The following is an 18,376-nucleotide window of genomic DNA, read 5'->3' as shown; positions in this document are numbered from 1 at the left end:
AAGCTAATATAATTAGAATGGATAATATCTTGAAATGAAACAATTTAAAATTATTGGTTTGACTTGCGCCTTGTTTTGTCTCAAATTTATATAACAAGAAACACAATAACCCGAACACTAAAATCCATATACATATGAAAACAAAATTACAATCACTAAAAAGCACTAAAGTCATATTGATCTTAGTATTCATTGGCATGATCGTCATACAGGCCAATGCGCAATGGACATTGTATAATACAGGTAACTCAGGTCTCCCTGTTAATGGTATAACAGCAATTGCCATTGATGCCGCCGGGAACAAATGGATAGGAGCCACCCAAATGGCGAACTTTAATGCAGGCCTGTGTAAATTTACCGGCAGCACCTGGACTGTATGGAATATGAATAACACCCCTTCATTTCCTACAACCAATGTCGCTTCAATTGCAATTGACAGCCTGGGAAATATATGGTTCGGAAGTCCTGCAGGAATTGGAAAACTAAGCGGCACCACAATTACTTCAAGCGCACTCGAAGGTAATGCGTACATCCAACAACTTGCGATCGATAAAAAAGGAAATATTTGGGCACCTTCACATGCAGGTTTATTCCGCATAAAACGCAGCAGCCCTACTTTTAGCTATACAGTTTATAACAGCACAAGTGCTCCCGCGATGGGTGGCGCCAAAATGAACGCCGCTGCTGTCGATAATTCAGGAGATATATGGTCAGGCGGTTGGGACAGCGGTGTACGTAAGTTTGACGGAAACGCCACATGGACACAATATAATTCAGGCAACTCTGTAATCCCTGGTGATTACACAAACTCGATGGGCCGGGATAGTTCCGGGAATATATGGGTAACATCACAAGGCACTTTATTTGGGACCGGATCTTCTCCGTATGTTGGAAAATGCAATGGTTCAACCTGGACAATATACAAACACATGTCAAAAGGCGGTCCCGTTCCAAGCAGCCAGATATACTCAATGGCTTTTGATAAAGTAAATGGAGTTATATGGTTTGCCAGCGCGGACAGTGGATTAATAAAATTCGATGGAACCAAATGGAAAACATATAAAATGAGCAATACGCCTGGCCTGCCCAGTAACCAAATAAATGCTGTGGCGATTGACAAGGATGGCAGCTTATGGGTTGGAACACCTGTTGGGCTCGCTCATTGGACCTGCACAGCGCCAACGATTACCGTTTCATCCAATGTATCAATATGCCTTGGCGCTTCATCAACACTTAGCGTGAGCGGAGCTGCCGATAACTATTTATGGTCTCCTGCAACAGGGTTAAATACTACAACCGGAACAAGTGTTATTGCTTCTCCATCCACAACCACCACTTATACAGTTACTGCAAGCAAAATGCCCGGTTGTGCAAGCAGTAAAACCATAACAGTTACAATAACCCCATCACCGGTAATTGCCAATGCAGGGTCTGACGTTTCTTTTTGCGCGGGATTAAGCTCAACGTTATCTGCAAGCGGAGGCACTACTTATTCCTGGTCTCCTGCTACCGGACTTAGCTCAACTAGTATTTCGAATCCTGTTGCAAGTCCGGGTTCATCCACTACCTATACTGTTGTGGTTAAAGATGTCAATGGCTGCAGCAACAGCGATCAGGTCAGCGTCACAATTAAACCCGCGCCAGCCATTACTGCAAATGCCGGAAGTGATGTTTCTTTTTGCCCCGGAGCAAGCGCTACATTAACTGCAAGCGGAGGAACAAGTTATTCATGGTCACCAGCAACAGGATTAAGTTCGACTACAATCGCTAACCCTGTTGCCAGCCCTACTGTAACCACTACTTATACAGTAAGTGTTTCTGCAAGCGCCAATGGCTGTACCGGTACAGGTACCGACATGGTAATAGTTAACGTAAAACCAACACCAAACGCGAACGCGGGTTCCGGCGCGGCAATGTGCAGCGGAGACCTTGTTCCCATGCAAGCCAGCGGCGGAGGCACTTATTCCTGGTCGCCTCCAACCGGGCTGAGCTCAACCACTATCCCGAACCCGGATGCAAGTCCGACCAGCGATATCACTTATACCGTAACTGTCACCGGTACAAACGGATGTACTGCCAATTCAACTGTTTCGATCACAGTCTACCAGGGCCCGCCAAAACCAGTAATTACTAAAAGCGGCAATGTGCTTACTTCTACTAATGTTGATGTATTGATCTATGAATGGTACCTGAACGGGAACCTGATCCCCGGAGCTAATTCACAATCTTATACATATACGACACAGGGCACATATAAAGTAGTTGTAACCAATGCGGACGGATGCTCCACTGAATCAAACCCCTTCTCAACCACCACTACGGGCATAAGCAATTTACAACAGGAAAACCTTGCTATCCTAAAAACATATATTCATCCGGAGCTGAATGAAATAATCCTGGAGATGTTTTCTCTGGAAAAAACGCAGTACACCTTTGAGTTGTTCAGTATTTCCGGACAACAAGTATTTATAAATAGTGTCGGGGAGCGTTCAGGAAAGTTCACCGAACGTATTGTCGTAACAGATCTGAGTAAAGGAGTTTATGTTCTTTCTGTCATTTCACGTGAAAGCGGAATGAGGGCGAACAAAAAATTAATTATTGAATAATATTCTGAATGCTACGTCTAAAATAAACAAAGAGGTTATCTGCGTGCTCCCCCACCCGAATGGTGAAAGCCCGGATAACCTCTTTCACAAAACAAATCTAAAAAAAACAAATAGCCATGAACCTTAAAGCTACAACCACCAAAATCCTGCTTATACTTTTTACCTTCACTTCAGTGATACTGATGTCGCAAACACTAACATCAGTAACCGGGAAAAGAATTTACGAACATCACAGTTCGAGTATTAACGGCAATAATTATTATGGCACGTATGCCAATGGATTTCAATCGGGTTATGACTTTCTGAATAACGCATATAAAAACACTGCCACATCAGCCGACCACGCCAATATGGACCTGGTGGAGACCAACGGCATCTTCGGTAATGGGTATAATTATAAAAATGTTGGTTTCACATCCGGTGTCAGTGTAATATGGAATGGTGCCATTTACGGAAATGGAGCCACAAAATATTCTTTAACCCCAACAACTTTCGATTTTACCAACACTACCCAGGTAAGCGAACTCGCAGCCGCATATAATGCAACAGCCGCCTCAACCACCGTTGATGTTCCTCAAAAAGGCAGGACGTATATTGCTAAACTCGCTCTTGCAAATGCTGTGAGATATGTCGCGATCAAAATAACAAATACACTCGGACTCACAGATCAACAGGCCCAGGATATGGTAAACAATAAAAATATTTATGCCGATGTCTATTTTGATTTCGACTATAAATACGGCACGATTCCCGGACCAGTGACAGCCTTCTCAGCCAGCAACGCAAGTATTTGTGCCGGGCAACAGGTTAGCTTTACGGACCAGACAACAAACACGCCATTAATATGGAGTTGGAGCTTTCCCGGAGGATTACCGGCCAGCTCAAGCCTTCAAAACCCTGTTGTTACCTACTCCACTCCTGGAACGTATAATGTGGTGTTAACCACTTCCAATGGAGGCGGCACAACCACCATTACAAAGAATAATTTTATTGTTACGAATCCAATGCCTGTGCAACCTGTAATTACTTCATCCGGAAATATTCTTACTTCAACTGTCGCAAATACTTACCAGTGGTATTTGAACGGAAACATTATTGCAGGGGCAACATTGCAAACACATACTGTTACAATAAACGGTAATTACACTGTGGTCGTTACCGATACCGGAGGTTGCACCAATACTTCGGCGATCTATGCATTTACTACCACAGGAATTAACAAAAGTGAATTTAATAATATATCTCTGTCAATTTTCCCAAATCCGAACGATGGTCACTTTACGCTGAATTTTGATGTAATTAACAAGGACAATTATACGATCATAATAAGGAATGTATTGGGACAAATAGTTTTCAAAGACATCCTGACCAATTTCAGTGGAATTTATTCAACACAAATAGACATTAGCAGTTTCGGGAAAGGTATTTATACTATAAGTGCATCAGATTCAGAACATGAAAATGTAAAAAAACTATCCGTATTAGATATGAATTAAATTTATCGCTGAAATGCTTCCATTCATTAGCGGTTATTCATTAGTAATTATGACAAAAGAAGATTACATTTAAATTACCGTTTCCGTTTTTTTCTTTTGCCGGTAATTCAGGCAAACAAGCGCCTACCGAAACAGAACAGGCGCAGTTTACCCAAAACATGCGAAGGAGCCCTTCGACTAAGCCAGTCCTGAGCAAAGTTGAAGGGCTCAGGGGAGCTGGCATGTTGTTCACCCAAAACAAAGGACAAATAATTGATGCTGACAAAAATCTGCGGCCAGACGTATTATATAAAGGTGAGGGCGCCGGAGCTGATATTTACCTGCGCAAAACCGGCATCAGTTATGTATACAGTAATATGGCTGAAATAATGCACGAGGTGGAAGAACGAATAGAAGATATGGAAAGATTAGGACAAATTACCCCAGCAAACAAAAGAGAGAAAGAAGATGAGTTAAAACAAAAACAAATACTTAAGGTACACCGGGTTGATATGGACTTTGCCGGATGCCTGCCTGCCGGACAGGCAGGCAACAATAATATACAAACAGTTGACGAAGACGAAGCTGAAGGGATGCTGAACTTTTACTACCCCCATTGTCCGCAGGGAGTAACTGACGTGAAACAATACAACAGAATAACCTGTAAAGACATCTATAATAACATTGATGTACGTTATTACGGTGACAAACAAAACGGCATAAAGTATGATTTGATAGTACAGCCTCACGCCGACCCCAGCCAGATAAAACTGAAATGGAGCGGAGCTGAAAGTATACGTGTTAACCATAAAGGCAATCTTGAAATTAAAACCAGCGTAAATGAATTTTATGAATCCATTCCAAAAGTATACCAGATAATAGACGGGGAAGTAGTTGATGTAAAAGCTAAGTATAAATTAGATATGAGATGTGAGATGTTAGATTTGAGAGAAAAAAATAACAGCCCAAAAAATTCTCATATCTCATGTCTCAAATCTCACATCTACGAAGTAACCTTTGAACTTGGAACCTGGAACCCGGAACTGACATTGATCATTGACCCTGCCACATGGATCACGTATTATGGCGGAAACGGCGACGACTGGGGTGTCGGAGTAGCTACTGACCCTTTAGGGAATCCGGTATTTAATGGAAACACCTCTTCCACTAATTTTCCTTTAAGCCCGGGGGCAACCCAAATTGTTTTCAAAGGAGCCTCGGATGCGTATGTTGTGAAATTTACTCCTGCAGGAACGCGCTTATTCGCGACATATTTTGGAGGTAGTGCAAGTGATGTTGCCCAGGGAATTACCGCCGACAAAAATGGAGATATTTATATGACCGGAGGAACGCAATCAACGGACTTTCCGTTGAAAACATGGTTTGCCGTATCTTTTATACAAGCGACAATTGCGGGTATTGGAACCTCGGGCACATATCGCGGTGATGCATATATCGTAAAGTTTTCTACTGTGGGACTTCTTGTTTGGTCAACTTATTATGGTGGATCCGAACCCGATATGGGTTATAATATAATAACGGATGCCTCGAATAATATAATATTTTGCGGAGGTACTATGTCTCCAGATTTTCCTACCAAAAACCCTTACAAGGCTGCATTAGCGGGTGGAGATGCCTTTATAGCAAAATTTAATAATAAAGGTGTAAGACAATGGGCCACGTATTACGGAGGAAGCAATTATGAAGATGCTTACGGAATATGTGTTGACCAGGCAAATAATATTTTTGTTTCCGGAAGTACTGCCTCATCAAACTTTCCTCTTGTTAATCCGGGAGGCGCATTCGTTCAGGCCTGGACCGCTGGTATAAATCTTTATGATGCCTTTATTATTAAATTAAATCCTTCTACGGGTTTCCCATCCTGGGCAACATGTTATGGCGGACCCGACAACGATGGCATTTTTGGTTCTTCTATTATGATTGATTTGGCAGGCAATATCATTTTATGCATTCAAACAGCCTCCACAACAAATATTGCCACCCCGGGCGCATGGCAAACTACTTTTGGGGGAGGAGGCAATGAAGGAGATGCAGCTATTATTAAATTTAATGCTTCCGGTGTACGATTATGGGCCACTTATGCCGGGGGGAACCAGAGCGATTGCTTGTTTGGCGCCGCTTTGGATAACTCGGGCAACATATATATTGTGATGGAATTTGAAGATAATTGCGCAGGCACATATCCTATTAGTTCCTGCGCTGTTCAGCCTAATTGCGGCGGGAGTGAAGATCATTCCATTTCTAAATTCGGTCCGGATGGAAAACGCCTGTGCGCGACATATCTGGGCGGCCCGGGTGAAGAAGAACTTGAAGGATTGTTTGGTGATTATGGCATCGCTATTTTGGGCAATGACTTATACGTAACATGCACTTCAAGAGGCGGACACCCTGTAAGCGCAGGTGCATTTCAGACAATTTTTTCAGGAGGTTTTGGTGATGCTTATATGGATAAATTTTGCATTAACCTGTGTGAATCAAAAGTCCTTGGATTGAACTTCAGTGCAAGCGCCACAAACATATGCCTTAATAAACCTGTTTCACTAAGTCCGACAGTAAGTACAAGCTGCGATACATCGGGATACAGATATCAATGGACGTTTACCGGAGGAACACCAGTAACCTCTACTGATGCAAAACCTGTAGTTACATATCCTGCATCGGGCAACTACAATGTTAAATTAGTACTAACCACGCCATGTAAAAAGGATAGCCTTACAAAAAATTCTTATATAAATGTTACCACAACATCCTGTAGTCTTACCGCACTGGCTGCCGGCCCCAATATTTGTCCCGGAAACTGCACCACAGTTACCTCAACAGGCAGCAGCGGAACGGCGCCCTATACTTACAATTGGAACACAAGTGCCACCACTCAAAATATTTCTGCCTGTCCTGTTGTAAATACAACATACACCGTCACCGTTACAGATGCCACAGGAGCCACGAGCACAGCGAGTACAACCGTGATAATTTTACCAGGTGTGAACATAACTACAACCGCTGATAATGTAACCTGTAATGGAACTAACAAAGGCTCAGCTAATGCAACTCCGGCAGGCAGCACAGCTCCTTATGCTTATTTATGGAACAACGGGCAAACCGGTGCAATGGCCACTGGGCTTAATACAGGTAACTATACTGTAACAGTAACCGACAGTAAAGGCTGTACGGCTACACAAATTGCGACTGTTCCTGTACCGGTTCCGATAACTATAACATTTAATACTTCACAAAGAGATGTTTGCCCGGGAATGTCAAATGGTTTTTCCGGTGTTGTTCCATTGGACGGCACATCACCGTATAATTATTTATGGAACACGGGCAGCACATCTTCCATCATTACCAATTTAGCAACAGGAACATATATTGTAACAGTAACGGATGCAGTCGGATGTTCAGGAACAACATCAGTTAACATTGGAACATATCCTTCCGTTGCTTTACCAATGAGTTCCACACCCAACAATTGTACTTCAGGAGGTATAGGAACTGCTACTGTATTACCTTCCGGAGCTCCGGGCGGATACATTTATTCATGGAGTACCGGTGTTGTAGCATTCACTACCACACTCGGCGGATTAAAGGCCGGCACATACACCGTTACTGTAACTGATGGGAATGGCTGCACGGCTTCAAACAGTGTTGCAGTGGCCCAGGGCCCGCCACCATCTTCCGCTTTTAATATATCACCGAATAAAACTTTATGTCTCGGATCAACTGTAACATTTACCGATATGAGCGGGCTGTCAAATACAAACTGGCAGCTTTATAATTATACGATCAACCCTACTTTCACTACTTCCGGTTCCGGGAATACGTTCACCTATACATTTAATACCCCCCCCGGTATAGGTACATTCACAATTGTGCATAATACAGTTTTGAACGGATGTCTTTCCACAACAACTGATACAGTAGTTGTGGTAAATTGTCCATCAGGCGCACCGGGTGTTGCAGCTTTGGGAGGAGGATGTGTGACCAGCGGAAATTGTAGCAAAAGTTTATTGGCAACAGCTGCAGGAGGTACTTCTCCCTATACATATAAATGGAGCACCGGTGCAACTACAAGTAAAATATTTCCTTGCGCCACGGTTAACACTACATATACTGTAACTGTAACTGATGCTGCAGGCGCAACAAACACAACAACAACAGCGATAATAATAGGCCCCTCTGCCGCATTTACAAAATCTCAGAGCGGAACAATTTGTATTGGTACAACGGTAAACTTTACCGGAGCAACAAGCTCAGGGGCTACATATAGCTGGACCATCGGCACTCCCGCCAATGTAAGTGGGACCACACCTAATTTTTCCTATTCTTTTTTAACTGCGGGGAATTATAGCGTTAACCATACTGTCAGCAATGGAACTTGCGGAGATAATGTAACAGATACGGTAAAAGTGGTTAACTGCTCCGCACCCGCTGTCACCGCCACCGGCAGTTCAATATGTCCCGGCTCATGCGCTAATGTTACGGCAAACGGTGTGGGAGGCAACACACCTTATGCCTATACCTGGAGTACCGGCGCCTCAACTCAAAATATTTCAACTTGCCCTGTTGTAAATACCACTTATACTGTTACTATCAGGGATGCTGCCGGGGTAACAGCTACATCAAGTGCTATTGTTACAATTAATACCGGCTTTACAGCAACGACTACCTCAACAAATATAACCTGCAACGGAAGCACCAACGGAAGTGCAAGTGCGAATCCGGGAAGCGGAACACCGCCGTATATTTACAACTGGAGTAACGGATTAGGTTCCGGGTTCCAGGTTTCAGGTTTGAGTGCAGGAACTTATACGGTTACAATAACGGATAGCAAAGGCTGTACGGCAACTTCAAGCGCGACAATAATTTCGCCTCCTGCTATAGCGGGACAATTTACCAAAGGCACTGCCAACTGCACAAGTTGCGGCTGCAAAGAATGGGTATTGGTAAATGCCACAGGTGGCACAAGCCCATACAGCTATACCTGGCCCGGAGGATATATCAACAGATACAAGAATAGTCTTTGCCCGGGAACTTACACCATAAATATTAAAGATAAGAATGGATGTAGTGTAAATATTAACCTCACTGCGCCTTGATCCATTTTTCTCTTCGCTAATTTGTGAAGCAAGAAGCTAAAAAATAATGTACGTAATCATTAAAATACGGTGAAACAAATAACTCTATTTCTTTCGTTAATCATTGTTCAGCAATCAATTTCCGGGCAAATTGATGCCGGAATTTTAGCACCCGATTCTCAGGAACCAATCAAAAGTGAAGAAGAAGCCCGTTCGTATGCTAATTCCTTTGCAGCAAATATTCCAGGAGGTTTCATTGAAAACAAAGGCCAGTTCAGCGATATGGATGGATGCCCTGTTCCTGAAGCATTGTTTAAAACATCTGCCGGCAAAGCAACCGTTTATTTAACTACTCATGGACTTACTTATGCTTTCATGAAATTTGAGAAGGAAGAAGATGAAGAAAAAGAAAAAGAACACGACCTTTCCACACAACTTGATTTAGGAAAAGATCCTTTGCATCATGTTGAAAAACCACGCAATGTTGAAATTTATCGAATGGATATGCTATTAGTTGGCGCTGTGATAAAAAAAGAAAACATAATTGCTGAACACCCCCAGGCCTATGCAACAAATTTTTACCTCGGGCATTGTCCTGATGGAATCATAAATGTAAAAACATACAGCAAGATCACGATCAGATCCATCTACCCAGGTATTGACTGGGTGCTTTATCACAATGGCACTGAAGGTGTGAAATATGATTACGTGATTCATCCCGGAGCCGACCCGGGAAAAATTGCGGCAAAATATATCGGCGCAACAGATATAAAACTTGAGCGCGATGGCAGCCTCATCTTAAAAACCCCTCTTGGTAAAGTACTTGAGGGCATCCCGGTTTCCTACCAAAATGATCCGGGTCAAAAAATAACATCGCGCTATAGGCTAACAAACAACATTGTACAATTTGAAACAGGCCAATATGACGCATCGCAAACATTAACTATTGACCCTCCTTTAGTATGGGCCACTTATTATGGGGGAACCGGATCAAGCGGTGACCCGTTTGATGGTCCCCGTTCCATTACAACTGACAAAAACGGTAACGTATATATTGGTGGTTATGCGGGTGAAACAAATTTTCCATTAAAGCAATTGGCAGGCGCATATTATCAGAGTGGCCCCATTTCGGCAGGAGGAAAACATCTCGGCTTTATTGTTAAGTTTAACAACATGGGTGTTTTACTTTGGTCCACTTATTATGGTGATACTCAAACATGGGGATTTAAAGTAGTTACCGATAGATTTGGCAATGTTTACCTTGGAGGAAATACAAGCAGTCTGAATTTTCCGGTTCAAAATCCGGGAGGCGGCGCATACGTATCACTTACCGGCAATATTTTTATAGTAAAATTTAATTCGTCTGGTGTACGTTTATGGGCAACCCGTTATAATGCAAATGATTGTTGGGCAATGGCTACCGATGTATTCGGCAGTTTGTACGTAGGGGGCTATGTGCGCGGGAATGGTTTACCAACTTTTAATCCTGGTGGAGGTGCTTACTTTCAGGGAACAAGTGGTGGCGGATCTAATTTGTCCCAGGATGCATTCATACTTAAATTCGACAAGAACTGTGTGAGACGATGGGCTACGTATTATGGAGGGGGTGTTGGTATGGGTTCAGAAAGCATTGCAAATATTGTTACTGACCCGGTTGGAAATGTTTACGTTACCGGTTCCACCTCAAGCAGCGACTTTCCGCTGCAAAACATGGCTGGTGCTTACAATCAAGGTTTTTCAGGTACTTCAGACGCTTTTATACTGAAATTCAATAAAAATTGCGTACGACAATGGGCTACCTGTTATGGCGGCAATACCTGGGGCAGTGATATAACGCTGGACAGTTTTGGTTCAATTTACGTTGCGGGTACAACTTCAGGAGGAGGCTTACCTACTCAGGCAATGGCTGGCGCATATAACCAGGCTGCTTTTGGAGGAGGAGGAAATGACCTGTTTATATTAAAGTTTAGTCCGGCAGGCGCACGGCTATGGGCCACATACTACGGAGGCAATAATAGTATGGGAGGTGAATCTGTAAATGGAATAATTACCGATCAGTGCGGGAATTTATATTTAACCGGAACTTCATATCCCGGAATGCCAACATATAATCCGGGCGGTACGACTTTTTTTCAGGCAGGTTTAACGGGTAACGCCTGGACAGCCTGGATCCTTTTAAAATTTGACGCGGCGGGCGCAAGAACCTGGGCCACCTATTATGGAGGAGGGAACGGAGGAAATTACAATTGGGGGGAAGAAGTAGCAATTGATCCAAATGGATGCCTGCTTGCAACCGGTGAAGCACAATCCGGAGGTAATCCCGTAGTTAATCCCGGCGGAGGTGCTTATTTCCAATCAAACAATGCTTCAATTGGAACCGATGATGGAATGGTACTGAAATTCTGTTCAACACTTTTAACAAACATTACCGCTACCAATGCAAACTGCAATAGCGGAAGCGCTACAATAACAGCTACAGGAGGAACAACGCCCTATTCTTACACATGGAGCAACGGCCAAACCTCATCCACGATCACAGGATTGGCAAGCGGAAAATATTACGTTACAGTTGCCGATAAAGATTGCCTTTATAAAACAGACAGCATTGTGGTTAATGCCGGCACCGGCATTGCAGCAACTATTTCAACATTTACCAATGCAAAATGCGGTAATGCCAATGGTACGGCAACAGTGTCTGCAACAGGCGGGACAGGGGCTTTAACCTATTCCTGGAATACAATATCCCCGCAAAATACAAATGTAGCTACCGGACTTGACGTGGGAAGGTATGTAGTTACTGTAACTGATGCAAATGGCTGCAAGAGCATAACAACTATTATATTAAAAAACAGCAAGTCTGAATACCTATCGAACGTTTTACCACCTGACTGCGCAACAGGATCAAATGGAACCGTTGATATAACAGTAAAGTCAGGCCAGCCTCCTTATAATTACCAATGGATGAATGGCGCCACATCGCAGGATATAAACGGATTGAAGATTGGAGATACTTATTCTGTAATTATTACAGATGGAAACAATTGCAAAGATACTTTAACAGGCACTGTGCAACTAACCTATACTCCAACCACATTGATTGTAACAGCGCCTTCTTGCGGCCAAAATGACGGAAAAGCTGTTGCCACTGCCTCCGGAAGTCATTCTCCGTTTACCTATTTATGGAATACGGGATCAATAAGTAACAGCATATCGGGCCTTTCGGCGGGTGTTTACAAAGTTACTATTACCGATACTAAGGGATGTACTTACAATGATTCCGTAAAGTATATTCCCGACCCCCTGGTTTCTTCTACTTTTTCCATATCACCTGGAAATGTTGTTTGCCTTGGAAGCACAATAACATTTACCAATACCAGTGGTATAACGAATCCGGCCTGGAACTCCTGGCAGCTTTATAATTATACTATTACACCGGCGTTTACAACCAGCGGATCCGGAAATACTTTTACATATACTTTTAACACCCCGCCGGGTACCGGCACCTTCACAATTGTTCATAATACAACCCTGAATGGTTGTCTTTCCACCACTACAAATACCGTCATCGTCGTTAACTGTTCGCCCGTCACTCCAACAGCTGCAACTCTCGGAGGAGGATGCGCGAACAGTGGTGATTGCGCTAAATCCATTACAGCAGGCGCGGCAGGTGGGACCGCACCTTATACTTATAGTTGGAGTAACGGAGCAACGACAAGTTCTATTGCGCCCTGCGCCACAAGTAACAGCACTTATACAGTAACCGTAAAAGACGCTGCCGGAGCTACAAGCACATCAACAGCATCGATAACAATTAACCCTGCCGCTACCTTTACAAGTTCACCCGGAACAACAGTTTGCATGAACACAACAGTAAACTTTACCGGCGCAACTTACACAGGGGCAACATACAGCTGGACTATTGTTCCGGCAAGTGTAAGCGGTACAACGCCAAATTTTTCGTACAATTTTTTAACGACCGGTACCTATGCTGTTACACACACAGTTACTACCGGAGGTTGCCAGGCCACTTCGACCAATAATGTAACTGTAATTAACTGTTCGGCCCCAACAGTCACCGCCACCGGCAGCTCAATATGTCCCGGCTCATGCGCTAATGTTACGGCAAACGGCGTGGGAGGAAATACACCGTATATATATACATGGAGTACAGGCGCTACAACTCAAAACATTTCGCCTTGTCCTGTTGCAAATACCACTTATACTGTTACCATCAGGGATGCTGCCGGGGTAACAGCTACATCAACCGCTATTGTTACAATTAACACCGGCTTTACAGCAACGACTACTTCAACAAATACCACCTGCTACGGAAGCATCAACGGAAACGCGAGTGCTAATCCGGGAAGCGGAACACCGCCCTATGTTTATAACTGGAGTAATGGATTAGGTTCCGGGTTCCAGGTTTCAGGTTTGAGTGCAGGAACTTATACGGTTACAATAACAGATAGCAAAGGCTGTACTGCCACCTCCAATGCCACAATAATTTCGCCGCCCGCTTTAACAGGGCAATTTGTAAAAGGAACCGCCACCTGCACAAATTGTGGCTGCAAAGAATGGGTATTGGTAAATGCTTCGGGTGGGACTGGCTCGTATTCCTATTCCTGGCCCGACGGATATGTGAACAGGTACAAGAACCAACTTTGCCCGGGTCCTTATACAATAAATATTAAAGATAAAAACGGATGTAGTGTAAATATTAATCTGACGGCTCCCTGACTCCTTAATCTGAGTATACAATTTTTGCCCCCCCTCTAAAAATTAATATTTTAAAGCTCTTGAGATGTTTATAAAAGCATCTATAATGGAATAAATAATTGACTTATAATATAGTAATTATATATAAATCAATTATTTAGTGTATTAAATATAACATCACATCATTTACTTTTGAAGACGAATAATTTCGCCTCTAATTATACGTTCATTATATTAGTTTGTATGAAAAGTGCAGGCCGCAAAATAAGGGTATGTAATTTATGTTAAGTTTTCAATTTCTATGGAGTGGCTTTATCCGGACCAAATATTCATATTTTTTTGAAGCAGCACTTTAATTCGGCTATGGAAAACAAATCCGATCTCATCACAACGATAATTTTATTGGCAACATTCTGCCTGGCACCGACCCTTTCAATAGCTGAAAATTCAGGTAAACATGGGCGCTTCAAAAAAGAACATTCACAATTTTCTCATAACATGCGTGGCAACCCTTCGGCCCCGCATGGTCTGAACGGAGCCGGAATGAATTTTACTCCTAACAAAGGACAAATAGCCGATATGAACGGTAAGTTCTACCCTGATGTATTATATAAAGGTGCTGGCGCTGGCGCGGATGTTTATTTACGCAAAACAGGTATCAGTTATGTATACTGCAATATAGGTGAAGTAATACACGATGTAAACGAACAGATAGAAGAATTAATTAATGCAGGAACACTGACAGAATCTGACGAACAAAAAAAAAAAGATGAATTAATGCAATCGAAAAGCATTAAAGTACATCGTGTGGATATGGACTTTGAAGATTGTAACAGCAGTATAAAGCCGGCAAACGAAGACGAAATAGACGGCTACAACAATTATTACTATGCCCACTGCCCCAATGGAGTGTTAAACATAAAGCAATACAATAAAGTAACCTATAAAAATATTTACAACAATATTGATGTCATTTATTATGGCGACAAACAAAACGGAATAAAATACGATCTTATTATACAACCTCATGCCGACCCCGGCCAAATAAAACTCCGCTGGAAAGGAGCGGAAAATATAAATATTAACCGCGAAGGAAATTTAGAAATTAAAACCAGTGTAAATAAATTTTACGAATCAATACCTAAAGTTTACCAAAATATCAATGGAAAAATTGTTGATGTAAAAGCCAAATACAAATTAGATATGAGATGTGAGATGTTAGACTTGAGAGAAAAAAGCAACATTACAAAAAATTCTCATATCTCATGTCTCAAATCTCATATCTACGAAGTAACATTTGAACTTGGAACCTGGAACCCGGAATTTCCTTTGGTTATTGATCCATGGGCTTCTTATTATGGGGGAACAACTTTTGATTGGGGTCATTCAGTAACAACTGATCCATCTGGTAATTGTATTTTTACAGGGCAAGCTTCATCTCTTAATTTTCCTGTTTCAGCAGGGGCATTTCAAACAACTTATGGAGGCGGCGGTGTTACGGCGCAGATAGCTGGTGATGCGTTTATGGTTAAGATGGATATAAATGGTATCCGGCAATGGGCTACTTATTATGGCGGATCGGACGATGAGCATGGCGCCGATGTGGCTACTGATGCCGCTGGAAATAGCTATATTACAGGCCCGACAAAGTCTGCTAATTTCCCCGTTATTTCAGGGCATCAGATGGCTATGGGAGGCTCCCGTGATGCCTTCCTTTTGAAATTTAATGTTTCAGGAGCAAGAGTGTGGGCCACTTACTATGGTGGTTCCGGCGGCTCAACAGGTTTTAGTGTCTGTACTGATGGCAATAATGTTTATATGGGCGGCGCTACCTCATCACCAAGCGCGATTTCAACGGCTGGTTCTTTTCAACCAGTGTTAAATGGTATAGGTGACGCCTTTGTTGTAAAATTTGATTCAAATTGTAATCGTATCTGGGGTACATACTTAGGTGGTTCTAATCAAAGTGGAGAGGGTGTTTATAGCATTGCTTACGATGTTTTCTCGGGTAACGTATATGCCGGAGGGGTGACCTACTCTTCAGACTTTCCTGTCGGCGCTGTTCCCGGCAATACAGTACATCAACCGGTTTTTGGGGGAAGCGGTGCATTTGGACTTGATGCATTTCTGGTTAAGTTTAGCCCAACCGGGGCCCGCTTGTGGAGCACTTTTTACGGCGGAACGGGATATGAAACATATTATGTCTGCATAACCACAGATTTATCGGGTAATGTAATATTAGGGGCTACCACCAACTCTACAAGTAACATAGCTTCTTTGGGGGCTTATCAAGCAACTTTAACTGAATCAAATAATGGTTTTATAGCCAAGTTTAATACTGTCGGAATACGGCAGTGGGCGACATATATTAGAGGCGGAGGGGTCAATTGGGGAAATTCAATTGCAAACCTGGCTACAGATATAAACAACAATATTTATGTAGCCGGAGAATTTGAGGATAATCCTGCCGGTTATCCATTGAGTACTTGTGCTATCCAGTCAGATTTTGGAGGAGCTGAGGATGCGTTTATTGCAAAATATAATCCGGCAGGAGTTCAAACCTGCCTGACATATGTTGGAGGTTTAGCTGAAGACGATATAGAAGGCGGGAACCTTGGAATCGCGATCAATGGAAATAACTTATACCTTACTGGCACCACCTATGCCAACGGATATCCGGTGACAGCAGGTGCCTTTCAAACAGTTTTTGGTGGTGTAGGTACTTATGGTTATGATGTTTATATAAACCAGTTATGTATAAATTTATGTGAAGCCAAAACACTTGGCTTAAATTACACTTCCAGCACTACCAGCGTATGCCGTAATATGCCTGTTATATTTACACCAATAATAAATTATTCCTGCGACACTACAGGCTATAAATTTAAATGGTCATTTACCGGAGGGAGTCCTTCAAGTTCAGTTAGCCAAAATCCTTCAATAACATATGCTGTGCCGGGCTCCTATCCGGTACAGCTAACACTTACTACTGCCTGTAAAAAGGATAGTGTTTTAAAAACCTCCTACATTATAGTTAACCCATGTGCTTGCCCGCTTTCAGCGCAGGCATCTACGCTAAACAATGTTACCTGTAATGGTTTAAGTAACGGGGCTGCCACGGCGACAGGTTCAGGTGGAACCGGTGCTTACACATATAGCTGGAGCAATGGACAGAACACATCAACAATATCGGGGTTGAGAACAGGTACTTATGTGGTAACGACAACAGACGCCAATGGGTGTTCGTATAGCGCGCAAACTACATTAACTGAGCCACAGGCTACAATTATTTCCGGTTCAAGTACGAATAGTAGTTGTGCAATATCCAGCAGCGCGACAGTTTCTATCACCAGTGGAATAGCAGCTTATACTTATAACTGGAGCAATGGCGCAACAACCCAAACAGTTTCGGGCCTGGCGCCAGGCAGTTATACTGTAACTGTCACCAATGGGATTGGGTGTCCCACTACCCAAACGTTTAACATTTCCAATACAAGTCCATTTTCAGCAACATTTACAAATCCGCCCGCTTGTGTTGGTAAACAGGTTTGTTTTACAAATACAGGCTCAACGGGTTCGGGCATAAACCATACCTGGCTTATCTCCCCTATTACGCCAACAAATGTGAGTGGCACAACTACCAATTTTTGTTATACTTTTTTAACATCCGGTACGTATTCCATTGAGCACACAGTTACCAATGGATCATGTTTTAACAGGGTTAAAACTCTTATAACAACAACAAACTGTAATGTGCCCACTGTAACAGCTAACGGCAGTACAGTGTGCCCGGGTACCTGTGCTACAATAACATCAAGTGGTGCGGGCAGTACAGGTCCATATACCTATTCATGGAATACCGGTGCGACTTCACAAAACATAAATCCCTGCCCGGCCATTACAACAACTTATACTGTAACAATAAAAGATACTGGAGGAAATACATCCTCTTCAACTGCAGTAGTAACAGTCAATCCGGCTGTAACAGTAACAGTTTCGCCAACAAATATATCCTGCAATGCAGGGACAAATGGTTCGGCAATAGCAACAGGAGGCAGTGGTACTCCAGGCTATACATACAATTGGAGCAACTTGGTTTCAGGTTCAACGGTTTCAGGTTTAACAAGTGGTAATTATTCTGTTACAGTTACTGACACAAAAGGGTGCACCGCTGTAACCACAACAACGATAACATCACCACCGCCATTAGCTGGTCAATTCGCCAAAGGCACAGCAAATTGTACAAAATGCGGCTGTAAAGAATGGATAATGGTCAACGCTACAGGGGGTACAAGTCCGTATTCCTACTCCTGGCCCGACGGATATTTAAACAGGTACAAGAGCCAACTTTGCCCGGGCCCTTATACAATATATATTAAAGATAAGAATGGATGCAGTATAAATGTCAGTCTGGGAGCGCCTTAAGACCAAACCGGGAAATCACTATCTTTAATACAGACAACACAAAAGAGAGCCCTAATTCATT

At 42.8% G+C, this 18,376-nt stretch carries 5 protein-coding genes; all 5 read left to right on the top strand.

The window, feature by feature from the left end; all coding sequences use genetic code 11:
• The first annotated feature begins 134 nt into the window (after window positions 1-134).
• The 5 genes from HYU69_09840 to HYU69_09820 all read left to right on the top strand — a co-directional run bounded on the left by HYU69_09840 (window position 135) and on the right by HYU69_09820 (window position 18,315).
• The gene (locus HYU69_09840; GenBank protein ID MBI2270639.1) at window positions 135-2,606 is read left to right on the top strand and encodes a hypothetical protein; all 2,472 of its coding nucleotides are present in this window, start codon (window positions 135-137) and stop codon (window positions 2,604-2,606) included.
• A gap of 116 nt (window positions 2,607-2,722) precedes the next feature.
• Entirely contained in the window at window positions 2,723-4,102 is a 1,380-nt protein-coding gene (locus HYU69_09835) for a PKD domain-containing protein (GenBank protein ID MBI2270638.1), read from the top strand.
• A 158-nt stretch (window positions 4,103-4,260) separates the two neighbouring features.
• Window positions 4,261-9,195, top strand: a complete 4,935-nt coding sequence (locus tag HYU69_09830) for an SBBP repeat-containing protein (protein MBI2270637.1) — start codon at window positions 4,261-4,263, stop codon at window positions 9,193-9,195.
• 69 nt (window positions 9,196-9,264) lie between these two features.
• Entirely contained in the window at window positions 9,265-13,911 is a 4,647-nt protein-coding gene (locus HYU69_09825; GenBank protein ID MBI2270636.1) for an SBBP repeat-containing protein, read from the top strand.
• 342 nt (window positions 13,912-14,253) lie between these two features.
• Window positions 14,254-18,315 (top strand): SBBP repeat-containing protein, encoded by a 4,062-nt coding sequence (locus tag HYU69_09820; GenBank protein ID MBI2270635.1) that lies wholly within the window; start codon window positions 14,254-14,256, stop codon window positions 18,313-18,315.
• Window positions 18,316-18,376 lie beyond the last annotated feature (61 nt).

The organism is Bacteroidota bacterium (assembly GCA_016183775.1).
Taxonomy (GTDB): domain Bacteria; phylum Bacteroidota; class Bacteroidia; order JABDFU01; family JABDFU01; genus JABDFU01.
This window is presented reverse-complemented; position numbering and strand designations above follow the sequence as displayed.

What these genes read in the sequence shown, in the direction of transcription:
- HYU69_09830 (MBI2270637.1), top strand. Translation starts at nt 4,261, where the DNA reads ATGCGAAGGAGCCCTTCGACTAAGCCAGTCCTGAGCAAAGTTGAAGGG.
- HYU69_09840 (MBI2270639.1), top strand. Translation starts at nt 135, where the DNA reads ATGAAAACAAAATTACAATCACTAAAAAGCACTAAAGTCATATTGATC.
- HYU69_09820 (MBI2270635.1), top strand. Translation starts at nt 14,254, where the DNA reads ATGGAAAACAAATCCGATCTCATCACAACGATAATTTTATTGGCAACA.
- HYU69_09835 (MBI2270638.1), top strand. Translation starts at nt 2,723, where the DNA reads ATGAACCTTAAAGCTACAACCACCAAAATCCTGCTTATACTTTTTACC.